Raw genomic sequence first — 22,761 nt, 5'->3', positions numbered from 1 at the left:
ATCGGCCTMGAAAACATCAACCCGGACAGTCTGCTCGGCGCCAAGAAGCGGCAGAACAAGATCACCGACTATCGCGAGATGATGCTGGCCTGGAAGAAGGCCAGGATCATGACCGTCGGCGGCTACATTCTGGGCTTTCCCAACGACACACCGGAATCGATCGTTCGCGACATCGAGATCGTCAAGCATGAGCTGCCGATCGACATGCTGGAGTTCTTCTTCCTGACACCACTGCCGGGCTCGGAGGATCACAAGACGCTCTATATGAAGGGCGTCGCGATGGATACGGACCTCAACAAATACGACCTGGACCACGTCACGGTCGACCACCCCGCCATGTCCAAGGCGGACTGGGAGCGGGCCTGYGAGCTCGCCTGGAACACCTATTACAGCTGGGAGCACATCGAGACCCTGATGCGGCGTGCCGCGGCCATGGGCAACAATGTCGGCAAGATCGGGACCTACGCGCTTTATTTCAAAGGCTACCATCCCATCGAGCRGGTCCATCCGCTCGAAGGGGGKGTGCTGCGGCTCAAGAGCCGCGACGAGCGGCGTCCGCATCTGCCGGTCGAGCCGGCCTGGTCGTTCTATCCGCGCTATGYCGCCGAGACCGTCSTGAAGGCCGCGCAATGGGCATCGCTAGCGCTGCGCCTCCACCGGCTGGCGCGCAAGGTCAAGTCGGATCCGCACCGGCTCACYTATGTCGATGAGGCGATCACACTGCTGCCCGACGAGACCGAGAATCTGGACTTGTACAAGACCCGGTCCAGCCAGGCATTTCTCGATCAGCGGCGACATATCGAAGAGGCGCAGAAACCTAAGTTGGCCGTGCGGTAGTTGCCAACTCGCGTTAGTTGATTTCTCGAGTCGCCGCGAACCATCGTATCCTCACGGATTCACGGACAAGCGACGTCCGTTTGCAGCGAACAGCCCCAAAACATCCACTTCGGCTTTTGGTCCTCACGCGAAGTCCGGCTTGGCTCTGAAATCGTCAGCTTATTGGGGTAGACCGGAAGTGACTGGCCGACTTCCAGACCGCCGCTCATGACCCAAACCGGAAGCCGCGCCTGCTCGTGATGGCTGTTATTTCGCCGCGCAGCAACGGCGGCTGGCCGCAAGAAAATCAACCGGGGTGTATAAAAAGGAACATCCTGCGCGACCTTTTCGTGCCCCAATGCTGCAAGCTCCGATATGGAGCCGCAGAAAGAGACGATGCACTCTTAGGCGGCTTGGTTCTCTCTGCCGGAACAGGCCCTAAGGCGACCTCAGTTGGAGCCTCTCGCGCTCTATCCTGGCGGAATAGGGCGATCTCAGGCCGACAAGACAAATAGGCACACAGACCAGACAGCTTTTGTTGGTGACACGGCCATGGTGGACAATAGGGAGTAGGTGCAATGAGAGTCTCCTCGATTGTCGGACTGCTGTTTGCAGCAGTGATGTTGGCGATCATTCCGGTCTCGCCGCAGGTGACACCGCGCGGCGTGGAGTTAAGCGTTGATCAAGCGCAGGCCGTCACGTACCGGCGCGCCCGCGTGACGGCGCGTCGTGTCGACCGTCGCGATTACCGCTATACGCGTCGCGCCGTGCGGCGTGGTGTTTATTAACGGAGCGCGATAGGCAAGGGTGTTGGCGCGGGCAGAGAGCCAGAACCGGTTCCAGTCGTCGCAGCGCGCGAGGCATGCTATGACCCCTCTACCAGCGGGCGACGCGTTCCTTACGGTCGCCATTATGAGTGCCACTTTCCTGACAGAGGTCGCTCTTTTCATCCTAATTGGAATGATCTGAAAGGAGCGCAAGTGGCGGCGGCTCCCGTTAAAGTCTGCTCAGTCGGGCATAGCGGACAAGATTGGTGCAGGTTTGGTATCCGGGCGATCAGCGCGATCGAAAGCGCTTGACGCCGGTGGTATGATTTCCGCGATGTGGCCGTACTGCATGCATGCCCGAATTGATGTCGCCACGCATGCCCGAATAGATGGAGAAGGTCGGGTCCGCGGCTAATGCCGCGGCGGGTTCCCATGCCGAGGCGGGCGTCGCAAGGAGCGCGGAAAAAACGAGCGCTGCGCCCAAAACTTTGAAGCTGGTCATGGTATCCTCTTGTTTACTGGCGTGCACGATGCGCGTGCTGTCCATTGACATGAATGACAGTTAGGCGTTGGCATTCCCCTCGCGCAGGGGTGGCGCAATCACGCTTCGTCGATCGGCGTGATGCTGATGTCGGCAACCGGCCGCGTTTCGCAAAGCCGTTGAAAACCTCTCTCCGGACTGTGAATAGAATTTTAGCCGCCGATGGCGCGTACACGCGCAACGGCGCGTGACGAGCGCGGGCCGGAATTTGTGATCGATTCCTCCGCCGACCTCGCGCAGCGGTAAACGACCATGAACAAATATTTCAATTTAAGCCGCCGGTCGCTCCACCCATTTCCAAAGCAAAGGCCAACGCAAAGAGGACTGCGGAGATCCGGTCACTCATTATCTGTCACCTTGGCAACCAGACCCTATCGAAACCTGCGTCCCCTCGTCGGGCCGAGCTTGATCTATCTCAAGTCCCTGAGCGGCGATTGGCGTTGGTTGGCTTGCCCGATCGGACAGCCAGGTCCGATGTTCGGGGGGCACACAGCGGGCAACGCACGCCGAATGAAGTTGTCGCGATCAGATGGATAGCCGCAATGGATTCGCTTTGTCGGAGGTGAAAATGAAGCGAGCCGTCCTCATGACGACCATTGTCGCTCTCGGGGTGATCCAGGGGACACGCGCCGAGCCCCAGGCCGCCCAGTGTTCGTCCTTCTACATCTCGGAAATCAATCTCGTATCGACGGCCGACGGCGAGGCCGGGCACGTTCAGACCTTTGTGGGGTTTGGCCCCTCCAAGGAAGAGGCAGAGAAGAGCGCCCTGGGATGGTGCTCGCATATCAGGTTCGATCTTGAGACCTGTTTGAATTCGGATCGCCTGACCGCTCGCAACTCTCCGTCAGACGGAGGTGACGCCGCACTTSATCTCAAGTACATGAAGGCAGTTGCGCGCATTACCGGCTGCAGTTAGAGCGCGTTCGCGAGCGATCGAACGCGCTTGATCTATATCAAGCAGCTCGTGGCCATCTTGCTGCAGGTAACAGACGACGTAGAGCCCAGGTCAATGTTTCGGGGCGCACCGGAGCGACCGGCATGCCACTGGCGGCATATTTCTGGAAGGTCGGAGCAGTGTTGCTCGCACTGCTCTTTGTTGCARATTATTGGCTGCCGAGGGCCCCGACCGTCGATCAGGCGGCTRCGGACCGGCCGGCCATACKTATCCACTCAGATCGCAAATGGCCCGAGCGTATTGTCTTCGATACCCAGTCGCCGGTGATCGTCGCCGCTGCGCCCGTGGCCGAGGCGACCGAGGTCGCAACTTCATCGGATGTGGCCGAACCGCCCGTTACCGTCMSACWGAGCCCGGCGGTGGCGAATTCTTTCGCGATGCTGCCGAAACAGGATACACGCCCGCCTGAAACCGTCGATCGCAAGCGACAACGCAAGATGTTGCATGTTGCGGCTCGACCGAGGCGAAACGTCCAGCCGCAGATGCTTCTGGCGGCACGACAAGGACAGTTCGGCTGGTTCGGCTTCAGAACCTGGTGATCGGCGTCCGGATAAGATCCAAACGCCGAGTCTCGCGGCTCCTATTCGTACATCGCACAGACATTTCCCTGCCAACGGAGACACCTGCGCACTGCACGCCGGGTTTGGCGGATCGTCGTCCTTGCAACGCAGACGCCGTTGATCCGCGTTCTGCCCACTCCGCAGGCGGCCGCGACCGGCGTGTTCAGGCTCTCGGATTGGGGAAGCGTCGGGGAGCAAATTGAACACGTCCACCAACAATCACCGTAGCGCCGGTCTTAAGCTGCAGACCGATGGCAGATTTCTGCGCCGCAGCGCCGCAACCAAACAGATCCAAATTCGGGCATTGTTGTTCTTTGGTGCAATGAACTTTAGGACAATACCGAGAATGCACTATCCCTGAAAATCTTGTCACCATGCACGCCCCTAACCCGGCACCGGAATTGCACGGTTACCAGGCCCATCATCACAAGATTAAGGAATGGGTCCAATGCTGATGCATATCACCTCAGTGTCGGTGCCTCATCCGCACTCCCTTTGCGAACTGGGGATACCGACCGAAACCAATCCGATCGTCAGCCTGAGCCAACTTACCTATCGGAAGTGCAACAAGATCTACGGCGAAAAGGAACCCGCCGATTATGTCTATCAGRTCAAGTCAGGCGCGGTACGAAGCTWCAAGCTGCTTCGTGATRGCCGCCGGCAAATCGGCGCCTTTTACGTTTCCGGCGATATCTTCGGACTGGAGAATGGAAGCCTGCACCGYTCTACGGCAGAAGCCGTCGTGGACACGACGGTTCGCCTCATTCGGCGACARAATCTCGATGTAATTTCCGGCAGTGATGGCGCGCTGGCCAAGCATCTGCTCCGCATGACCACCAGCAATCTGAAGCATGCGGAAGACCATATGCTGCTCCTTGGACGCAAAACYTCGATCGAGCGCGTCGCGGCCTTCATCCTTGAGATGGACRAGCGGCTCACCGACGCCGGCATTTTRGCACTGCCAATGTCACGGCGTGATATCGCGGACTACCTTGGACTCAAGCTGGAAACCGTTTCGCGGGCGTTATCGCATCTGCGCRMGCTTGGCATCCTCGGCTTCATCGGTGCCACCCACCGCCAGATCGTACTGTTGGACCGGCAGCAACTCGCCGGCTTCGATCSTCAGAATTGACAGCCGGGTCGAAGCGAAGACCCTTTGYCGTTCYTAATTGAGMGGCCCCGGTGCCATGCCGGGRCCTCYAATCTGCGCGGAAGTACGGTTCAATAGCGAGCGGTGACCGGTGCCGAATAACCGCCGAAACGATAGTTCAACCGAAGTGTGACCAWGTCCACATCCTGACTGACCCCGTTGCCGAGAAGGGTGATGCCCCCTGGCGTGACCACGCCYGCGAAGGAYGTGTTGTCACGCCCCATCCAGAGATGGTCGTATTCGATGCCGAACGACCAATTCGGCGAGAAACCGTATTCCCAGCCGACACCGAGGGCACCGCCCCAGCGCGTGTGACCTGCGGAGTCAGGCCGACTCCGGTGAGGTTGTTGAAGACATCAAAGCGATTGCGCGTCACCGCAGCGCCACCCTTCACATAGAACAGCGACGCTTTCCATGCCCATCCGAATTGAGCCGTGAACAGCCCAATGCCATCAATCTTGCCTGTGGTTGAGATCAATGGATCGATCAAGCTGACGCGTGTGTTCTTGATCTCGGCCCAGTCGCCCTGCGCCTCCAAGCCGAGCACAGACTGGTTCGTTTGCCAGCGGTACCCGATCTGCCCGCCAACAAGGCCGCCCGAACGATCAGCGCAACCACCTGCGACTGTCCCGGCGGGCGTCAGGAAATCCACGCAACCATGGCTCTGCCCCCAGCCTCCGTTGGCGCCAATGTAGAATCCGCTCCAGTTGTAGATCGCCACCACCGGTGCCGGCGGCGCCGCCTTGACGGCCATATCGGCGGCCATGGCAGGCGCCGTCATGCTCAGCGCTGCGAGACTGAGCGGAGTCATCGAAAGCCTTTTCATCGTCCATATCCCCATGCTCAGAGCTCTTTCGTTCAGAGAACGCGAGCTCTTATGAAGTGCCCGACGTCAACAAGTCTAAAGCGATGAGACCTAAGCCCGTAATAAAATGGCAACACTTGAGAGCGGTGTATGTGCACGGGAACGTGCTTATTCCGCGTCGGGACCTGGATCTCGCTCAGCGTTCTATTGTTCATCGACAAGCCAAGCTTGGATGCGGGGCGACGGAATGAGTTGCCTGGGGACGTGCGGATTGATCGTGCCCGCAAATACAACGAGACCTTCGTCGAGCTTTGCACGAACGAATGCCTTGGCCTCTGCGTCCGTAGCGAAGGTCCTTGTTTCCCGAGGGCTCCGCTGCTTCGGCAGCGTGCCGCGTTTACGAACCTCGAAGGTGACATACCAAGTCGGCGTCATCGCACGCACCAACTAACTGCCCTAGCCCAGTCGTTTTCTTGTTTTGGTGCGGGTATCATGAAGCTGGTTGATCTGAATCAAGATAGCGGTTGGTGCTGTCAGTAAACCAGGCGACGGGCGGTAGGGAACAAGGAGGATGTTCGACGGAGTTAACGCACAGCCCAGTTCACCCTTGATGTACGTCAATGTCGCTCATGTGTCCGGGCACACGCTATCGTAAGCCGTAGGAATGCGGCTTCTGCTACCCTTAGGAGGACATCATGAAGGCTAAGATGCGACTTTCGATCAAGTCAGTGACGGTTACAGGAATCGCTGCCAGCGCACTTCTGGGACTTGCAGGGGCCACGCTTGCTCCATCACCGGCCCGCGCGATCGTGTATTGCCAGTACGTCGACTATCCGGTGGGTTGCGTTGCCCGGGCTGGCGTTGCCCTCCGGCCACGGCCCGTTGCGCGCGCTGCAGTCCGTCATAACGTCGGCGGTAATGCCAATGGCGGCGTTAATCGCGTCGGAGTGCGTCGATAGAGGATTTGCCGGCGGGCCCCTAGCCTTGGTGCATAAACCAACATCGTGGCCCGCGGTGGCATTCAACACAACTTTTCGGCCATGGAGCGTCTTCGTTTCGAGGGACTTCTCGGCTTCAGGAGCAGGCCACCAAATTGCTGTCATCTATTTTCCAATGCGTGATGAAGCCGTCTGGTTGAATCGCCGCACGTGGCATCACCTGCATCGATATCGCGATGGACAGCCAATAACCTGATCACCGTCACCCTCCGTTGGTGCCCTTTGAAAGGAAAGATCAATCCGCGTGCAGAATCAGAAAGAGTTTGATCAGGAGGCAGCCGTTTGGACCGCCTCCTAGTCGTCTCCTTGCTGACTCGGTGTGCCGGGCGTGCGATCAATTCCGCTAGTCTGCAGCAGATCAGGGTGCCATAACGTCGCTGGTATGCTGACGCGCCGAAGTCGATGCCCGCTTCACCGGCTTTCGCGTGTGTTTTACGGGCAGCGGAACGGCAAACCGTTGGTGCCTGCGACCAAAGTCCCCGATGTGCAGGCCATGCCGGTAGGAGTTATGTACCAGCCATTGCTGGAGCTGGCCGTGGACGCCGCATAGTAGGCGTTGGCTGCCCGAGCTCCGCCTGTGTAGTAAGGGCCGCCTCCCCATCCCCAGTTGGGAGATGTAGCCGCCACAGCAGCAGCGCCGCCGACGGCGGCCGCGCCGGCGACGCCAGCGCCGACTACCTCGGCTCCATACCGGTACGCAGCCCGTCGGTCTTGCAGGCGAGCAACACCTGCAACGCTCATTGGGGTCAGTGGTCGACCGACCCGTGCTTGGGCACTCTCGACTGACATAGAGACACCGCGTTGTTCAGACCAGCTAAACGAGAACAGTGCCGCGCATGCGACAGTTGAGCCCGCAATTGCAAGTTTTGTTAGATGCATCTTTTTCATGAACTTGCTCCATTACTGGCTTGCCCCATGCTGAAAGAATTCTGCCTCACCGCCGGGTGGGCATTGCGCTAGAAGTAGCGAGCGTCAGCGAGGACATTAAGCTCGCCGTTCAGAGACAGGGTTACTACATGCGCAAGCTAACGGACTTTAAGAAGCGGTAGTCCGCAAAGCGCACGTGAAACCTCTACAGCATCACAACCAACCAAGCCGCGATCATCGCGCTGTTTCGCGTCGTCAACCGCTATGCCGGCAACCTCGCACCGATGCCGGTCGTGTTTCCGGGTTACCCGGCAACACTGACACCGGCCGCGAGCTGGCCATGATGCGCTGGGGCATGCCGCCGCCACCAAAGTTCGGCGGGCCACCGGTCACCAACATCCGCAATGCCGTCACCGCACTGGCCAGGCTGCCTGAAGCCGGAGAACCGCCGCCTTGTCCCGGCTAACAGCTTCTCCGAGCAACGTCCGCTGCCGGATGACGCGCTGAGGATCGTGGCGCGTGGCGCCGAAGGAGAACTAAGGCCGTCAAGTGAAAGTTGCCGTCGATCGACCTTACCGATCCCCAAGAGCTGCCCGCAAGAGTCTTGAGATCGCTACGCAGTCCAGCTCGGCAAGCGCGCGGCATCGCCGATTAATTTCTTGAAAGCCGAGCATTTCAGGCGCTCTAGGTCCCGTTCTCCGTCCGCCGCACGCGCCAGAAGATGTTCAGCAATTTCAAGCGCCGAAGCCGACTTCCGCTGATGGAAACGGGCGTCAAGCAGCACCTCGTCCAACGCGCGGCGCAATGTGGCTATCGTGGATGGATCGTAGCTCATGTCGGTCGTGTAGCCGACGCTGACAACAGTGAGATGACTGCCAAAGGACGCTGGGTCCGTTTGGCCTCTTTACGGCCGCGGTCACACTGAAGATCARGAATTGTCCGGATTTCATACCCGTGCAGTCGTTTGGTTGTCGCAGATCGATGCACCTACAGCGCCGCAGGCCTCCAATCAGCGGATTTTCGCTTCAGCGCCAGCGTATGCGGCTCGTGCGAGATCGGATCGAGGGGCGGGCTCTCCAGAGGCGTCAGCCATCTCAACCCGAGTCGTCGCGCCCCTGTCCGATCTAGTAGGCGCGACGAGGCTGCCGATAGGCTGGTTCCCGTGGCACTTGTGCGTTTGCAAAATATGGATTGGTAACGCACATGGCGGAGAGGCCCGATGCATTGGCGTGGCACTGCGCCATCGAGCTATAGCCGCAGTAGAAAGTTTCGCCTCCGCCCCAGTACCAACGTTGTAGGCAGATCGGAGCATTCCCGCCATATGTTTGGGCCTGAGTTGGCGCGGCCGCCAAAACCGAGATCGTTGCCCAAATCGCCAAAGTTGGAATGCGCATCAGAATTTCCTTACGGATCGACTCCATCGCATCAGCGTATCGAAGCCAGACAAAGCCCATTGCTTCAGATCAATTCACATTCGCGCGAGTGGCTGGGGCTACGGCTGTGGTGGTTCAACGCTGCAGCGGGCGCCACCTCGGGCTTGCTCGCCAAATGAGGGGCGAAGATGGGTTTCCGCGCGGAAAGCTGACGATGATTGATGGGCGGCAGCGCGAACGCCACGAGTTGATCTTTGGGGCAGGGTAATCCGGTCAAGCCAGAGCCGCAGCGCCACCGGATCCCCCGCGAGCGACGCCGCAAAATCGCCAGCGCGGGGGGGGGGGGCTCCGGGGGCGTTGTTGGGGCGGCGGCTGTCAAACCATGCCGCGATTTACGTGCCAACCGGTCTTGTCGTGATGGCGCTGCGAAACGCGAGAGGCGAACTAACGGTGGAAATGGTTTGCGTACCCTCGCCGACGCCCTGAATGGTGAGGTCGCCATAGTTCAAAAGGCGGCCAAGAACGCTTTGATTGACATCGACGCTCTCAACCTTGTCGAGGCGCATCTCAAAGGTCCGCCTCTTAATGAAACCGGCCTTGTGGACGACCCGCATGTTGGTAACGTCGGTCTCGGTGGTCCAGCGGTGGAACCAAGCCGTCGCCGTCCAGTACAAGGCCGCAAGCCCAGCGACCGCCGCCAATACCAAGTAAACCAACGTCAGCGCGTCGACGGCGACCAAGCGCCACAGCACCAGAAATGCGACCGCCGCGATCCACGCCCCGATTGCAGGCAGAAAGTACACCCAGTGTTCGTTGGTCGAATACAGCACCCTTTCGCCAGGCTGTAGGATTTCGTCGATATAGCGCCCCATACGCCTACCCGGAGTTTACCTATCACCGCGGTAATATGCGCCATTTTAAACGGAGAAAGACCTTGATCTATCTCAAGCCTTCCAACGGCCAGCGCCGGAAGCTCGCATGCTTTCACACGAGAGCCGGACCCATCCCCTGCCGTGAGAGGTCGGGATGTTTGGACGGTTAAGGGAGGTGCAGAATGATCAGGTTGATTGCTATTGCCGGCTTCGCCTTATCGGTCGCAGTATCGGCGCAAGCCATGACACCTGCGCCGATTACTCCTCCGCCCAACGGCATGATCACTGAAGTCGCTGCTGCCTGCGGCGCGGGTAGGACACGAGTTAACGGTGTGTGCGTCGCAAGAACCACCGTCCGCCATACCCGTCGAGCCGTCCGCAGATGTGCGACCGGAATGACTTGCTAGCGCGCCGATGGCTTAAGCGGTGCAACCACGAAGGCTGAGACGACCCGAAACTGTCACTAGCGGCATTCTGCAATCAAGGTTGCCCGAAGCCGCTGATGGAGCGGCTGCTGGGTGTGATGGTCGCCGCACATGATCCAGATCAACGCTGTCGCTCGACTGCCGAAAAAATTGGCGCATGGCAAGACGGCTTTCCATTATCGAAGTGGGGGCGATTGCGATTATCGTTCTCAGCGTGGCTGTACTCGCCTTCGTCGGGTTTTCCATTTGGGCAGAATTATGAAGGCCGGGGTGCGCCGAGACTAACGCCATCCTCCACGCGCTCCCGGCGCACCGCCTCGCTCGCCGAGTTCTTCGACTTGAGCCACGTCTTCGATAGTCCGCCGTCCGCTTCGACACGATCCCTTCCAGCCCCATCTGGCAGAAGTGCTTGAAGATCGTCGGGCCGCCGCCGGTCAGGTGTTCGTTGAAGCGGATGGCGCGCGACTGTTGAGCGCGAGCCACACCACGTCCTTTTTCTTGGTCTGTGGGTTCGTAGAGTTGGCACGTCGCGTCATTTCGCTGTGCTAGGCATCCGTCGCCACGACGACACAGAACAGGCGTCAAGGGTGAGGCCATTAGAAGGCCCTACAGCGCGCCGCCAGCGCCGGGCTACCGGACACCGGCAAGCCGCACCAGTTTTCCAGCCACTGGCTTAGTCGTGAACGGTCGGGGCCAACTCCAGACCATAGCGGCTTCGGCCTGCTTTCTCTCATCCGCGGAGTTGCGTGGCAAGAACACTCCAAGAAACCCGTGTGAGACATGCCGGGGCGGTCTGACTATGTCCGTTCGCCGGGGCGATCTCAACTGATCGACGCAACACTTTATCTTAGAGGAAAAGATGGAGTGTTGGATGGAACGGAGATTTCATAGAGGTTTCACTGCGGCAGAAAAGACGGAGTTATGGGACCGGTGGAAGCGCGGGGAGTCACTGAAGGCGATCGGGCGAGCTTTTGGTAAGCAGTCATCGTCGATCTATTTTCTAGTTGCTCCGCATGGAGGGTTTCGTCCTGCGGAGCGGCGTCGCTCCAGGCTGGCATTGACGCTTGCGGAACGCGAGGTGATTTCCAGAGGCGTTACGGCACATCAATCGGCCCGGTCGATCGCCAAATTACTTGGCCGCTCCCCATCGACGGTGAGCCGGGAAATGAGCCGCAATGGCGGCTATGACCGCTACCGGGCGACACTTGCGGACGAGAATGCCTGGGCACGATCCCGTCGTCCAAAATGTTGTAAGCTGGCGACCAATCCGCGGCTTCGGCAGGCAGYGGCAAGGAAGCTCAGATTARATTGGTCACCCGAGCAGATAGCCGGTTGGCTGAAGAGAACGTATCCTGAAGACGAGTGTAATCAGGTGTCACACGAGACCATCTACCGCAGCCTGTTTGTCCAAGCGCGTGGCGTGCTCAAGAAAGAGCTGCTTAGTCATCTTCGATCGAGGCGTTCGATGCGCCGCTCTAGGCCGGTTGATCCGAATGGCGATAGACGGGGACACATGAAGGATGCCGTCTCAATCCGTCAGCGACCGGCTGCGGTTGAAGATAGGGCTGTGCCTGGCCATTGGGAGGGCGATCTGTTGTCCGGGCCGAACAACACCTACATCGCGACCTTGGTCGAGCGTCAAACGCGTTACGTGATGTTGGCCAGGGTGGCAGGCAAGGACACCCGGACTGTAGTCAACGCGCTCATCAAGCAGGCGAAGAAGCTACCTAAAGAGCTGTATAAGTCCCTGACCTGGGACCGGGGCAAGGAACTGACGGATCATCGGCGCTTTACGATGGCGACCAACATCGATGTCTATTTTTGCGACCCGCAAAGCCCGTGGCAGCGCGGGTCGAACGAGAATACCAATGGCCTGCTCAGACAGTACTTTCCAAAGGGCACCGACTTGTCGGTGCATTCGCAAGCCCATCTGAACAAAGTGGCTCGTCAGCTAAACGAACGACCACGTGAGACCTTGCAATTTGAAACGCCAGCAGAGAGATTTAATGCCTGTGTTGCGTCGACCGGTTGAGCCGGCCGATGGAAACCGGAAGTAGTCAGCGCAGGGTCAAAACGACGCGAATGACCCCAAGCGGACTTCTGTTGATTTAGATCAACATGAGCGGCGCGAGACTTCGTTTTCTTGCGTCCTTGTAGTGGCAGCCCTCTCCAGATCCCTGTAGATCAGCATCAAGGACAACCTCGATGAGATGTAGATTGATCAGTCTGACGTTTGCTGTCTCTTTAATTCCAATCGTTGCGAATGCGCAGGTAACCATTGATATGGGCAAGATCATATGTAGCCAATATCTTGCTATGCCGCAGTCACAGTCAGATAAGTTTTCTGCCTGGATGAGCGGTTGGTTCAGTTATCAGAACAACAGGACCTTTGTGGACCTTGCTTTGCATCAACAAAATATCGCCAACGTAAAGGCATGGTGCCAATACCATCCGGCGGAAAGCGTTATGTATGGTTTGCAACAATCGGTAGGCAAAAATTGACGGCTCGGGACTTTGGAGGATCGCTATGAAATGCAGGGCTCTTGTCGTTTCTGTGATTTTGATAGGCGCGGCATCAGCGCCAGCCGCGGCTCAGATCAAGCTGGACATGAACAAGATCACTTGCGGAAATTGGCTAGGATACGGTTCAGCAGACCGAGATTTCGTAAGGTATTTCATGAGCGGCTACTATAACGCGGCTGCAAATAATAATGTTTTGGACTACGACCGCCTGCAAAAGAATTCCGAAAAAGTTGTCGCCTATTGCAAAAAGCACAAATCCGAAACGCTGCCAACCGCCATTCAAAAAAGCGCCAGCTAGGTTGTGGGCCCCGACGGCGGCGTCGCGGCCGGAGTCTTGGCCGGCCACATTGCCACTCCTCGACCGAGAGTTGAACGGGCCACTGGAACTGCGCAACCGCCTCATTGTTGCGCGCATAACCGCGCGTGCTTCAATACGTCTCCTTTTGTTGGCCCCTTTCGGACTCGACAGATTTGGCTGATAATGTCCGCTCACGCGGCTGAAGCGGGCATTAAACATTCGCAGTTTGCGGCCTGCTTATGGCCAATCGGCGCACACGGAATTTGTGTACCAATTCGCATAAATAAAGCCGGGATTGCGCGATTGCAAACACGCTTGCGCGGGGCCGTCGCGCGGTCCCCGCAGGAACTCGCGCCCTCCACAGGACCCTGACGACCGATTGGTCATGGCCCCGGTCCTCTTTGACTGAGCGGGCCCGGAACAGACTTGCTCGAAGAGTGTTGGTCCTGCATCACCGCCCGGTCATAGGCTCTTATCGGTGATGTGAACGCCGGTTGCGCTTCCCGCCTTCCTCTTGAAGAAAGGAGCGCGCCATGAAACGGCGTCGTTTCAAGCAACAAGTGCCGCTGCAAGATCGTCTTGCGTCATTCGCCAAGACGGCGCGCGAAGTTGCGGCGCTTCTTCCCCCCGGGGCAGAAAAAGACAAACTGCTCCGCAAGGCGTCCGGGGCCGATACGGCGGACTGGCTGAACGAAAGCTTAGGGTCAACCGCCCAGCGGCCGCCCAAAGCAACTCCATGAGGGATTATCAAGCGGCTCTTGAAAAGCTTCGGAAGGATGCTGCTGAGGCCGCGCTAATCCGCGATCTTGCCACTGTCCCGACCAAGCGGGAAATGTTCGATATGTTGGCCCTGCATCTGACCAGCCTTGCCGATCATGTTGAGCTTGCGATGATCGAAGCTTCCAAGACGGCGAAGCGGGCGTAACGCCCTCAGTGCCCACGGGCAGCGGCTCGCACCGGCAGCGCCACCGCGTCACCATCGCCAGCCGCCGCGCAACGCAAGCGCAGTTCTGTTCTTGGGACAAAAGCGCAAAATCTGCAACTTGATCGAAGCCGCGCGCTCGACCGCGCCAGCATCACGGCGCGGACAGGCGACCGACAGCGGACGGCAACCAACGGAGCATGGATGATGATGGATAAAATCCAACGCGCCATTTTAGAAAATCAAGTCATCCTTGCCGAAGCCCTGTGGATGCTCCTGCATTCGCAAGGTATCAGTTCGGACGCAACGCTTCAGAACGTCTCCGCCCGCATCAAGGCTACCCGGAAGCTGCTCGAAGAACACAGCGAGGAGAACCCTTAGCGCGGCGTCGCCTCATCACCCGTCGAGCGCGGCAGCACGTCACCGCAACGGCGACAGGCGGCCTACGGCACCGCCAAGGCCCGGCAGAAGGCCGTACAGCGCGCCGCCAGCGCCGGGCCATAGGGCGGACACCGGGAGGGGCAACAGCGCACAGACCCTCCGTTGATCTAGGTCAACGTCAGCGATCCTTTAGCGCTCATGCCATGTTCAGCCGCACCTGAGGCGGCTCCCGTCACCTTTCAGTGACGCAAGCGCGAAGAGGGAGGTCCAACATGCATCCGGAGAAGCGTCTTTCGATCAAGTCAGCGACTGTTGCCGGGATTGCTGCTAGCGCCCTGTTGGGGCTTGCAGGTGTCACKCTCAATCCAGCGCCAGCCCAGGCGGTCGTGTACTGCCAGTACGTTGAATATCCAGTGGGTTGCGTTGCCCGGGCAGGCGTCGTGCTGAGGCCTCGTCCGGTGGCGCGCGCTGCGGTCCGTCATAACGCCGGTGGCAATGCAAATGGCGGCGTCAATCGCGTTGGGGCGGGGCGGTAAAGACTTGTTTCGCGGTCACGAGCGAGAAAGAAGCCGTCACCGCTTCGTCCCGGTGGCGGCTTTTTTATCGCCCCCGGCGCGGGCGCAGGCGACCGATACCGGGGGCGGCATCACGGCATGAAACACACTTGGTACGTCACTTTTGAAGTGCCGCCGGATGGCACGCTGTTAAGACGGCGACATCCGCGCTTAACCAAGACGTTTGAAACCGAAGCAGAAGCGAAGGATTTTGCGCGAACCAAATTCAACGAGGGATTGGTCGTCACCGCGGGGACCATGATCCCCCACCTGCCGAGAACGTCAATCCCGTCGCCGGAAATTCCAGCGTGGCTTGAAGCTGACGAAGTAAATGAGAGCAGCGGGCCGACCAAAAAGTAATCTTTGACGACGTTGGCACGCTGCCGGGTGCAACTGCGCCTATTTGATCTAGATCAAGCGCCGGCTCTCGACCTCAGGTGCCATGCTCTGGGGCAACAGCAACCGGGAGCCTGACGATGAGTGAACGTTCGGAGCCGAAACAGGTCTGTCGTCGCAACGCACTCACTTTCCTTGGATACGCGGCCGTGTTTGGGCTTATGGCCTCGCCCGCAATTTTGGCGGTGTCAGAGGCGGAAGCTCAGACCACCACGGCGCCCGCCACGCCCACGACGCCGCCCGCAGACGCGCCGATGTCTGGGACAGAGCGCCGTCAGGAGCGGCGAAGCGGGCGAACAGAAAGGCGCCAGGAACGCCGGACCGGACGCACAGAACGGCGTCAAGACCGGCGCACAGGACGCGACGAGCGACGGGACGCGCGCGACGGCACCCCGACCACTACAACCACCACCGAGCAGAAAAAGTAGTCCGTTCATTCGGGCCAACCACGGCAACCGGGCCGCAGCGCAGGCCCGGGAAGGCCGTACAGCGCGCGCGGATCGCAGGGCCACCGCATGGGGCGCGCCGCGATCCTCAGGCCGTTCGAGCGGCTTAAGCTTCCCGAACTCCAACTCGCGCCCAACGGCAGGATGTGAAACTAGGGCCTGATAGGGCCCGGCAGGTTCGGGCGGGCCTTTCGTTAGTGCGACTAAAACCGAAATATACCTTTAGTTTCAGGTACTTTCACCGCTTTTAACCGGCCGAAAACAGCGCTTGCGGAAAGGACCACACGGTTTTGCCGTACGCACGGCCCGCCATTTCGCCGCAGTTTTTCCAGCCCTGTCGACGGAGCCGGAAACTTACAGACGAGACGAACCTGACAGCGCCGCTCATCCGGCACGAAGTTCTGGGCTCACGGAGAGCAATCCGCCCTGCCCTTAACCTCTCGCGCCCGACGCTGTCGCGTCCACCGCAAGCCCGGCTCGCGACACATGACACGTGACGACACAAGATCGCCCCTCTTGGTGAGCCGGGATGGGCGACACATACGCCATTTCCGAATTTCGGTAAAGTGGAATATTCTTGCAAGCGCGGCTTGACACCGGCGCAGCTCGGAATGACCCGGTGTTTTGCCCGACGGCCGGGCCCGGCGGCGCGCTCGCGAATCCGGCGGCGCGCTTACGAATATCGTCCCGAACGCAACACGCTTCGGAACCTAGGTTGACGTCGCGCCGTTGTTGAGCACAGTCTGCGACAATTCGAGCATGCCTCGGACATAAAGGCGCGGCAATCTCAGGGCTTGTCGATCGCCCCGCCACTGCTTCCCCGGAGTTCCCATGCATTCTGCCGACCGGCCGGCAACGCGCCTCGCGACGCGGCTCGCCTTTCTCGTCGCGGGCTTCGGCATCGCGTGCTGGGCGCCGCTGGTGCCGTTCGCAAAGACGCGGCTCGGCGTCGATGACGGCGTTCTTGGATTGCTCCTGCTCAGCCTCGGCATCGGCTCGGTCGTCGCGATGCTTCTGACCGGAGTCATGAGCGCGCGCTACGGCAGCAAGCCGATCATCATTGCGGGCGGGCTCGGTCTGGCGCTGGTGCTGCCCCTGCTGGCGATCGCGAGCTCGCCGGCAACGCTGGCGCTGGCCCTGTTCGCCTTCGGCGCCGCGCTCGGCTCCATCGACGTCGCCATGAACATCCACGCGGTCGAGGTGGAGCGCGACGCGGGCCGCCCGCTGATGTCCGGCTTCCACGCGCTGTTCAGCATCGGCGGCTTCGCGGGATCAGCCTTGATGACTGCGCTGCTTTCGCTGCAACTCGGCGCGCTCGCCTGCACGCTGATCTGCTCCGTGCTGATGCTGGTCGCGATGCTGGCGGCCTGGCCGCGCCTGCTTCGTTCGGTGCAGGTGCTGGACGGACCGCTCTTCGTGCTGCCGCATGGCTCCGTGCTCCTGCTAGCGCTGCTCGGCGCCATCACTTTCCTCGTCGAGGGCGCGATGCTCGATTGGGGGGCGCTGCTCGTCATCGGCGCGGGCCTCGTCTCGGAGACGCAAGGCGGGATCGGCTACATCGTGTTCTCGATCGCGATGACCGCGGGGCGGCTCGGCGGCGACGCTGTCGTTGCACGCATCGGGGATCGCACGACATTGTTCTGGGGCAGCATCATTGCAATCGCGGGCTTCGTAGTCCTACTCATGGCGCCCGTAGCGGCGGTCGCCATCGGCGGCTTCCTGCTGATCGGCCTCGGTGCATCGAATCTCGTGCCGGTGCTGTTCCGCCGGGCGGCGCGGCAAACGGTGATGCCGACGGGGCTCGCCGTCGCCGCAATCACGACAGCCGGCTATGCCGGCATCCTGATCGGCCCCGCCGGCGTCGGCTTCGTCGCACGCCTTGGCGGATTGCCGACTGCATTCTGGCTTCTGGCCGCGCTGATGGGTCTCGTCACGCTGTCGGCCCGCATCGTCACGGCGGAGGGCCGGCAGACGTCGCGCGTGGAGGCCTGAGCGGCCTCACAAATTGCTCAGCCCGATCGACTTGATCACGGGCGCCAGGCTTGCCGTCGTCGCATCGACAATACGCTGGAATTTGTCCGGGCTCGAATCGCCGTCCGGCTCCATGCCCTGCGCGCGGTAGCTTGCCTGAAGCGCCGGATCGGCCATGGCGAGACGTGTCGCTTGCGCGATCTTGTCGATGACCGCATCGTCCGTGTCCTTGGGCGCGAACAGGCCGAACCATCCCCCGTAGCGGATGTCGGGCATGCCGGATTCAACGGCGGTCGGAATCTCCGGCGCCCCGCTCAGCCGCGTTTCGGTGGTGACCGCCAGCAGCCTCACTTTCCCGGTTTGAGCCAGTTGCTGCAATTGAACGGACATGACGGCAATGATCAGCGAGATCTGACCGCTGACGAGGTCGTTGGTTGCCTGCGAGATGCCCCGATACGGAACGTGGACGATATCCAGCCCGCCGGCCTGCTGCTTGAAGGATTCGCCAACCAGATGATTGCCGGTGCCGATGCCGGGTGTCCCGTAGGACAGCTTTCCCGGATTGGCCTTCGCGTAGGCGATCAGCTCACGCAGATCCGTGGCAGGCACCGACGGATGGACCGCGAAAACCAGTGCACTGCTGATCAAGCGATAGATGGCGCGAAAATCGTCGACGGAATAGCCGGGATTTTTCGAGGTCAGGGGAATGATGACCTGGGTGCTACCATTGCCGAGCAGCAGCGAATAGCCGTCGGGCTCCTCGCGCGCGACCGTCGCAGCCCCGATCGCGCCGCCCGCACCGCCGATATACTCCACGAAGGTCGGCCCAAGCAGCGACGACATCTTGTCCACCCAGGGACGCCCGATCTGGTCCCCCGCTCCGCCGGCTCCGTACGGAAGCACCAGGCGAATGGGACGAGACGGATAATCAGCGGCTTGTCCGCTGCGCGGGATCGCCGCCAGCGCCGCTGCGCCCGATAGCGCATGGACGAATCGTCGCCGCGAGAAGGAAGCCATGTTCGAATTCCGGAAGTCGATGTCGAGGCGGGACCGGCTCCCGAACCATCCAGTCTCAGCAATCTGCTACCGCCGTCAATGCGCCATCCGGGTGAGGGCACCGGTGTCATCGCCCTGTCATGTCACCATAACCCTTTACTTCTTAAGGGTTATTTCGGCGGACCGACCGATCGAAGCCATGCGCGCAGGGCTACCAGCTCTGCCCACTGCTTTCGGCCAGTTTACTGTACGCCTCGTTCTGATAGACCAAAAAGTAATACATTTTGACTCCCGTTGCGGGGGCAATGGCGCGTGCCAGATCGTACCGAAGACTCGGCCATTTCCTTTGGGCCATTTCGACTATTTCCGAAGTCGCGGCTCTTGGAGAAGGAGGGCTCGCCGCTTCACGTCGGCGGCCGCGCGCTCGATATTCTGATCTTCCTCGCCGAGCGCCCCGGCGAAGTCATCGACAAGAGAGAGCTGGTCAAGCGCATCTGGGCCGACGTCAATGTCGACGAGGGCAGCCTGCGCTTCCACGTCGCGGCACTGCGCAAGGCGCTGGGCGATACCGGCAAGTCGGCCCGTTATGTCGTCAATGTGCCCGGCCGCGGCTACTGCTTTGTCGCCTCGCTCGCTCACGCGGCCCCGCCGGCCGCTCAGCCCGCCGTGAACATCGCACCTCCCCGTTCCCTTCCCTCGCCGCTCTCGAAAATGGTCGGACGGGAGGAGATCGTCGAGAAGATATCGAACGGGCTTTCGCTGCATCGCTTCATGACGGTGGTCGGCCCCGGCGGCATCGGCAAGACCGCCGTCGCCGTCACCGTCGGGCATCGCAGATCGGCGGATTTCGGCGGGCGCGTATTCTTCGTCGACTTCGGTCCGCTGAGGGACGCCAGCCATATCGCGACCACCATCGCCTCCGCACTGGGACTGACCATCAGCGCGGAGGATCCGACGCCGGCCCTGCTGACATTTCTGAAGACCGGCCCAGCCTTGCTGATCTTCGACAGCTGCGAGCATGTGCTGGATGCGTTGGCGCCGCTCGTCGAGCGCATCGTTCGCGACACACCGCAGCTTCGCGTTCTCGCAACCAGCCGCGAGTCGTTCCGGAGCGACGGCGAACGGATTTTCCGCCTGTTCCCGCTGGATTGCCCGCCGGAGCGCGAGGACCTGGGTGTCGCCGAGGTCCTCGCTTACCCCGCGGCCCAGCTCTTCGTCGAGCGCATTGCGCAGAGCTCGGGTCCGTTCCAGCTCAGTGCGGAGGAAGCGCCGCTCGTCGCGAGCATTTGCCGGCGCCTCGACGGCATTGCGCTCGCGATCGAGCTCGCGGCCGGCCGTGTCAATGCGTACGGTATTGCCGGCACGGCGTCGCTGCTCGACAGCCGCTTCTCGTTGCAGTGGCGGGGTCGGCGCACCGCCGTACCACGACATCAGACGCTCGCCGCGGCGCTCGACTGGAGCTACGATCTGCTACCTCCCGCCGAGAGTGCCACGCTGCGACGCCTGTCGGTCTTTGCCGGGCCCTTCGCGCCGGAGGCGGCTGCCGCGGTAGCCGCCGGCGACGGCCTCGGCGCGTCCGAAACGCTGGAGGCGATCGACAGCCTCGTCACCAAATCGCTGATCTCGCCATCCGGCTCGCGAACGTTGCGCTATCGCCTGCTCGACACCACACGCACCTATGCGCATGGAAAGCTGAACGAGCTCGGCGAGACCGGTCAGTTCGCGCGCCGTCATGCAGAGCATTTTCGCGACTTCTTCGAGCGCGCGGAGGCCGATACATCGACGCCGCTGCCGGAATGGCTGAGCATCTATGGCGCGGAGCTAGACAATGTGCGCGCCGCATTGAACTGGGCCTTCGGGCCCGACGGTGACGCCGCACTCGGGATCGCGCTGACGGCGGCTGCCGTCACGCTGTGGGTCCGCCTGTCCCTGTTCGCCGAATGCCGCGAGCGCGCCAAGACGGCGCTCACCGCGCTCGGCGACAGCGGCGGCGACGATCGCATTCGCATGCAACTCCTGTCGGCGCTCGGCTGGTCGCTGATGTATGGCGAGGGCCGCGCCCGCGAGGCGCGTCCGATCCTCGAGACGACCCTGGAGCTGGCTGACAGGCTCGACGACAAGGACTTCCGGCTGCGCGCGCTCTGGGGCTTGTGCATCGACCAGTTCAACAACGGACAGTTCGGCAAGGCCCGTGCGCTCGCCGACCGGTTTGCGAATGCAGCGGCGAACTCGCCGGACAGGACCGATCTCATGCTGGGCGACCGGCTGATGGCGGTGGCGCTGCATTATCTCGGCGATCAGAACGACGCACGGCTGCGCATCGACCGCGTGAACGCGTCGCTGCATGTGCTGGCGGAGAAGCCGAAGATCTTCCCGCTCGACCTCAGGATATCGACGCAATATTTCCGGGCCCGCATCCTGTGGCTTCAGGGCCTCGCCGATCAGGCTCAGGCGCTCGCCACCCGAAACATCGAGGAAGGTCGTGCCAACGGCCACGCGCTGACTTTCTGTAGCGTGCTGGGGCAAGCCGCCTGCCCGATCGCCTTCTGGTCCGGCGATTTCGAGGCCGCGGAGCGCCACGGCAGCGAGCTGCTCGAACACACCGAGCGCCACGCCATCCGGCTGTGGGGCCTGTGGGCACGGGCCTTCAACGCGGCGGTCATCGTAAGGCGTGGCGACGTCGCAACCGGCCTGCCGCTGCTGCGCGAAGAGCTCAATCGCGCCGGCGATGCGCGTTTCCTGCCGCGCTTTCTTCCGCTGCTCGGCGAACTCGCCGCGTGCTCCGGCGAGGCCCACCAGGTCGACCGTGGCCTCGACGTGATCGAGGACGTCCTGACCCGCTGCAACGACCGGCAGGAGCTGTGGTATCTGCCGGAACTGATCCGCATCAAGGGCGAATTGTTGCTCAACAGCCCGCGGCATGCGGGGGGCGCCGAGGCGCGCTTTCGCGAGGCCATGGACATTGCCAACCAGCAGGGCGCGCGATTCTGGGAGCTGCGCGGGGCGATCAGCCTCGCGCGGTTCATGATCGGAGCCGGCCAGAATGCAGAAGCCCTGGTAATTCTCGAACGTGCATGCGGGCCGTTCAGCGAGGGCGCCGGCATCGCCGATATCCGCAGCGCGCGCGATTTGATCGCGCAACTCCGGACTTGACGAGGCCGGCCGAAGGCCTTCGGCCTTCGTACCACACCGCTCGCTCATCCTGCCCGCGGAATGAATCCGGGCACGCCGGTCTCGACCACTGTGTTGAAGCGGACATTCGTCGTGATGTGGTCCCGCATCTCCCGCATGGCGTCTTCAGGCAGCGTCGAAATATCGAAGTTTTCCTCGATCCGCCGAGGATTGGTTGAGGTCGTCAGGAAAGCCGTGCCGCGCTGGACGGCCCAGGCCAGGGCGACTTGAGCCGACGTCTTGTGCAGGCGTTCCGCGATGGCGGTGATCACGGGGTCAGCGAGGAGGTTCGGCTTCATGGCGTGTCCCAGCGCGGCAAACGCCTGCAGCACAATTCCATGCTCCCGACAGAAGTCGAGCAGGTCCCATTCGGGCAGGTACGGATGCGATTCGACCTGCACCATGGCAGGCCTGATCCGCGCGACCTCGACGATCTCGCGCAGCTTCGCCAAGGTGATGTCCGACAGCCCGATCGACTTGCAGTGCCCCTCGTCGACGAGGCGCTCTAGCGCCCCCCATGTCTCCGCCAACGTCACGCCTGAATCATAGATCACATGGCCACTCGCGTCCCTCGGGTCCTGCTCGTCACCGGGTTGAAAGGCGAAGGGGGTATGGATGATGTAGCAATCGATCTCGTCGAGTTGCAGCCGTCTGCGACTGGCGTCGAAGGCAGGCCTGACCCGCTCCGGCCGATGATTGGTGTTCCATAGCTTCGTCGTAACGAACAGGTCCTGGCGCCGAAGCGTGCCCGCCTTGAACGCATCCTGCATCGCCTCGCCGACGGCCGCTTCGTTGCGATAGCGCTCGGCACAATCGAGATGTCGAAATCCGGCCTCCAATGCAGCCCTGGTGGCCTGCCGGGTCACGTGCGGATCGGGAATGAGCGTGCCAAATCCGACTGCGGGAATCGTCACGGCCTCATGCGTGGGAATTCTCGTGTAACGAAGTGAATCGGAGGTCGTCATGGTGATACT

General features: G+C 61.0%; 22 protein-coding genes and 4 pseudogenes. 17 read left to right on the top strand and 9 right to left on the bottom strand.

What is annotated here, in order from left to right:
• Window positions 1-837: pseudogene (locus AC1DW2_RS22560) on the top strand (radical SAM protein); the annotation flags it as partial.
• Between the two features lie 557 nt (window positions 838-1,394).
• Window positions 1,395-1,604: a hypothetical protein gene (locus tag AC1DW2_RS22555; RefSeq protein ID WP_135216245.1), complete on the top strand. Its 210-nt coding sequence runs from the start codon at window positions 1,395-1,397 to the stop codon at window positions 1,602-1,604.
• A 268-nt stretch (window positions 1,605-1,872) separates the two neighbouring features.
• Here AC1DW2_RS22555 and AC1DW2_RS22550 read toward each other — a convergent pair whose 3' ends face one another.
• Window positions 1,873-2,085, bottom strand: coding sequence for a hypothetical protein (locus tag AC1DW2_RS22550; RefSeq protein ID WP_144030618.1), 213 nt, complete (start codon window positions 2,083-2,085; stop codon window positions 1,873-1,875).
• A gap of 607 nt (window positions 2,086-2,692) precedes the next feature.
• Here AC1DW2_RS22550 and AC1DW2_RS22545 point away from each other — a divergent pair.
• From AC1DW2_RS22545 to AC1DW2_RS22535, 3 genes are all read left to right on the top strand, one after another.
• Window positions 2,693-3,040, top strand: a complete 348-nt coding sequence (locus AC1DW2_RS22545) for a hypothetical protein (protein ID WP_477007169.1) — start codon at window positions 2,693-2,695, stop codon at window positions 3,038-3,040.
• A 122-nt stretch (window positions 3,041-3,162) separates the two neighbouring features.
• Window positions 3,163-3,618 carry a hypothetical protein gene (locus AC1DW2_RS22540; protein ID WP_477007168.1) on the top strand — a complete coding sequence of 152 codons (456 nt, stop codon included), beginning with the start codon at window positions 3,163-3,165 and terminating at the stop codon, window positions 3,616-3,618.
• Between the two features lie 469 nt (window positions 3,619-4,087).
• Window positions 4,088-4,771 (top strand): helix-turn-helix domain-containing protein, encoded by a 684-nt coding sequence (locus AC1DW2_RS22535; RefSeq protein ID WP_477007167.1) that lies wholly within the window; start codon window positions 4,088-4,090, stop codon window positions 4,769-4,771.
• 89 nt (window positions 4,772-4,860) lie between these two features.
• Here the strand turns inward: AC1DW2_RS22535 and AC1DW2_RS22530 are convergent.
• Together AC1DW2_RS22530 and AC1DW2_RS22525 are read right to left on the bottom strand one after the other, a co-directional pair.
• Window positions 4,861-5,615 (bottom strand): annotated as a pseudogene (locus tag AC1DW2_RS22530) (outer membrane protein).
• A 183-nt stretch (window positions 5,616-5,798) separates the two neighbouring features.
• Complete coding sequence (locus AC1DW2_RS22525; protein WP_231142774.1) at window positions 5,799-6,029, bottom strand: hypothetical protein; 231 nt, start codon at window positions 6,027-6,029, stop codon at window positions 5,799-5,801.
• Window positions 6,030-6,289: 260 nt separating this feature from the next.
• Here AC1DW2_RS22525 and AC1DW2_RS22520 point away from each other — a divergent pair, with 260 nt between their 5' ends.
• Complete coding sequence (locus tag AC1DW2_RS22520) at window positions 6,290-6,553, top strand: hypothetical protein (protein WP_085398219.1); 264 nt, start codon at window positions 6,290-6,292, stop codon at window positions 6,551-6,553.
• 740 nt (window positions 6,554-7,293) lie between these two features.
• Here the strand turns inward: AC1DW2_RS22520 and AC1DW2_RS22515 are convergent.
• Window positions 7,294-7,480, bottom strand: a pseudogene (locus tag AC1DW2_RS22515) (hypothetical protein); the annotation flags it as partial.
• 263 nt (window positions 7,481-7,743) lie between these two features.
• Between AC1DW2_RS22515 and AC1DW2_RS22510 the strand changes: the two are divergent.
• Window positions 7,744-7,956: pseudogene (locus AC1DW2_RS22510) on the top strand (SOS response-associated peptidase); the annotation flags it as partial.
• Window positions 7,957-8,072: 116 nt separating this feature from the next.
• Here AC1DW2_RS22510 and AC1DW2_RS22505 read toward each other — a convergent pair.
• The 3 genes from AC1DW2_RS22505 to AC1DW2_RS22495 form a co-directional block, all read right to left on the bottom strand.
• Entirely contained in the window at window positions 8,073-8,294 is a 222-nt protein-coding gene (locus AC1DW2_RS22505) for a hypothetical protein (protein WP_038946060.1), read from the bottom strand.
• Between the two features lie 289 nt (window positions 8,295-8,583).
• Window positions 8,584-8,853, bottom strand: coding sequence for a DUF3551 domain-containing protein (locus AC1DW2_RS22500; RefSeq protein ID WP_080586689.1), 270 nt, complete (start codon window positions 8,851-8,853; stop codon window positions 8,584-8,586).
• Window positions 8,854-9,224: 371 nt separating this feature from the next.
• Window positions 9,225-9,704, bottom strand: coding sequence for a PH domain-containing protein (locus AC1DW2_RS22495; protein ID WP_231142771.1), 480 nt, complete (start codon window positions 9,702-9,704; stop codon window positions 9,225-9,227).
• Window positions 9,705-11,000: 1,296 nt separating this feature from the next.
• Between AC1DW2_RS22495 and AC1DW2_RS22490 the strand changes: the two genes are divergently transcribed.
• The 9 genes from AC1DW2_RS22490 (at window position 11,001) to AC1DW2_RS22450 (ending at window position 17,641) form a co-directional block, all read left to right on the top strand.
• Window positions 11,001-12,161 carry an IS30 family transposase gene (locus tag AC1DW2_RS22490; RefSeq protein WP_477007166.1) on the top strand — a complete coding sequence of 387 codons (1,161 nt, stop codon included), beginning with the start codon at window positions 11,001-11,003 and terminating at the stop codon, window positions 12,159-12,161.
• Between the two features lie 185 nt (window positions 12,162-12,346).
• Window positions 12,347-12,631, top strand: a complete 285-nt coding sequence (locus AC1DW2_RS22485) for an HdeA/HdeB family chaperone (RefSeq protein ID WP_223153946.1) — start codon at window positions 12,347-12,349, stop codon at window positions 12,629-12,631.
• Between the two features lie 25 nt (window positions 12,632-12,656).
• Complete coding sequence (locus AC1DW2_RS22480) at window positions 12,657-12,950, top strand: HdeA/HdeB family chaperone (protein ID WP_084795025.1); 294 nt, start codon at window positions 12,657-12,659, stop codon at window positions 12,948-12,950.
• 533 nt (window positions 12,951-13,483) lie between these two features.
• On the top strand, window positions 13,484-13,690 hold the full coding sequence (locus AC1DW2_RS22475; protein ID WP_084795024.1) for a hypothetical protein: 207 nt from the start codon (window positions 13,484-13,486) through the stop codon (window positions 13,688-13,690).
• Window positions 13,687-13,875 carry a hypothetical protein gene (locus tag AC1DW2_RS22470; RefSeq protein ID WP_084795023.1) on the top strand — a complete coding sequence of 63 codons (189 nt, stop codon included), beginning with the start codon at window positions 13,687-13,689 and terminating at the stop codon, window positions 13,873-13,875. The genes AC1DW2_RS22475 and AC1DW2_RS22470 overlap by 4 nt, the downstream gene beginning before the upstream one ends.
• A gap of 201 nt (window positions 13,876-14,076) precedes the next feature.
• Entirely contained in the window at window positions 14,077-14,253 is a 177-nt protein-coding gene (locus tag AC1DW2_RS22465; RefSeq protein ID WP_166086818.1) for a hypothetical protein, read from the top strand.
• Between the two features lie 272 nt (window positions 14,254-14,525).
• On the top strand, window positions 14,526-14,789 hold the full coding sequence (locus tag AC1DW2_RS22460; RefSeq protein WP_080586857.1) for a hypothetical protein: 264 nt from the start codon (window positions 14,526-14,528) through the stop codon (window positions 14,787-14,789).
• Window positions 14,790-14,906: 117 nt separating this feature from the next.
• The gene (locus AC1DW2_RS22455) at window positions 14,907-15,167 is read left to right on the top strand and encodes a hypothetical protein (protein WP_084795022.1); all 261 of its coding nucleotides are present in this window, start codon (window positions 14,907-14,909) and stop codon (window positions 15,165-15,167) included.
• A gap of 1,313 nt (window positions 15,168-16,480) precedes the next feature.
• Entirely contained in the window at window positions 16,481-17,641 is a 1,161-nt protein-coding gene (locus tag AC1DW2_RS22450) for an MFS transporter (RefSeq protein ID WP_063981886.1), read from the top strand.
• A 6-nt stretch (window positions 17,642-17,647) separates the two neighbouring features.
• On the opposite strand, the gene AC1DW2_RS22445 is transcribed toward AC1DW2_RS22450, so the two are convergent.
• Complete coding sequence (locus tag AC1DW2_RS22445; RefSeq protein ID WP_063981885.1) at window positions 17,648-18,637, bottom strand: Bug family tripartite tricarboxylate transporter substrate binding protein; 990 nt, start codon at window positions 18,635-18,637, stop codon at window positions 17,648-17,650.
• 291 nt (window positions 18,638-18,928) lie between these two features.
• On the opposite strand from AC1DW2_RS22445, the gene AC1DW2_RS22440 reads away from it, so the two are divergent.
• A complete protein-coding gene (locus AC1DW2_RS22440) occupies window positions 18,929-21,769 on the top strand; it encodes an ATP-binding protein (RefSeq protein WP_063981884.1) in 2,841 nt (946 codons plus the stop codon).
• Window positions 21,770-21,813: 44 nt separating this feature from the next.
• Here the strand turns inward: AC1DW2_RS22440 and AC1DW2_RS22435 are convergent, their stop codons facing one another.
• Entirely contained in the window at window positions 21,814-22,752 is a 939-nt protein-coding gene (locus AC1DW2_RS22435) for an aldo/keto reductase (RefSeq protein WP_231142786.1), read from the bottom strand.
• Window positions 22,753-22,761 lie beyond the last annotated feature (9 nt).

Source organism: Bradyrhizobium sp. P3_C3 (assembly GCF_056402655.1).
Note: the sequence above shows the minus strand (reverse complement) of the source record. Positions and strands in the feature narration are given on the sequence as shown.

Excerpts from the sequence above, each read along its gene's own strand:
- AC1DW2_RS22555 (WP_135216245.1), top strand. The coding sequence starts at position 1,395 with ATGAGAGTCTCCTCGATTGTCGGACTGCTGTTTGCAGCAGTGATGTTG.
- AC1DW2_RS22550 (WP_144030618.1), bottom strand. The coding sequence starts at position 2,085 with ATGACCAGCTTCAAAGTTTTGGGCGCAGCGCTCGTTTTTTCCGCGCTC.
- AC1DW2_RS22525 (WP_231142774.1), bottom strand. The coding sequence starts at position 6,029 with ATGACGCCGACTTGGTATGTCACCTTCGAGGTTCGTAAACGCGGCACG.
- AC1DW2_RS22520 (WP_085398219.1), top strand. The coding sequence starts at position 6,290 with ATGAAGGCTAAGATGCGACTTTCGATCAAGTCAGTGACGGTTACAGGA.
- AC1DW2_RS22505 (WP_038946060.1), bottom strand. The coding sequence starts at position 8,294 with ATGAGCTACGATCCATCCACGATAGCCACATTGCGCCGCGCGTTGGAC.
- AC1DW2_RS22500 (WP_080586689.1), bottom strand. The coding sequence starts at position 8,853 with ATGCGCATTCCAACTTTGGCGATTTGGGCAACGATCTCGGTTTTGGCG.
- AC1DW2_RS22495 (WP_231142771.1), bottom strand. The coding sequence starts at position 9,704 with ATGGGGCGCTATATCGACGAAATCCTACAGCCTGGCGAAAGGGTGCTG.
- AC1DW2_RS22480 (WP_084795025.1), top strand. The coding sequence starts at position 12,657 with ATGAAATGCAGGGCTCTTGTCGTTTCTGTGATTTTGATAGGCGCGGCA.
- AC1DW2_RS22475 (WP_084795024.1), top strand. The coding sequence starts at position 13,484 with ATGAAACGGCGTCGTTTCAAGCAACAAGTGCCGCTGCAAGATCGTCTT.
- AC1DW2_RS22470 (WP_084795023.1), top strand. The coding sequence starts at position 13,687 with ATGAGGGATTATCAAGCGGCTCTTGAAAAGCTTCGGAAGGATGCTGCT.
- AC1DW2_RS22465 (WP_166086818.1), top strand. The coding sequence starts at position 14,077 with ATGATGATGGATAAAATCCAACGCGCCATTTTAGAAAATCAAGTCATC.
- AC1DW2_RS22455 (WP_084795022.1), top strand. The coding sequence starts at position 14,907 with ATGAAACACACTTGGTACGTCACTTTTGAAGTGCCGCCGGATGGCACG.
- AC1DW2_RS22450 (WP_063981886.1), top strand. The coding sequence starts at position 16,481 with ATGCATTCTGCCGACCGGCCGGCAACGCGCCTCGCGACGCGGCTCGCC.
- AC1DW2_RS22445 (WP_063981885.1), bottom strand. The coding sequence starts at position 18,637 with ATGGCTTCCTTCTCGCGGCGACGATTCGTCCATGCGCTATCGGGCGCA.
- AC1DW2_RS22435 (WP_231142786.1), bottom strand. The coding sequence starts at position 22,752 with ATGACGACCTCCGATTCACTTCGTTACACGAGAATTCCCACGCATGAG.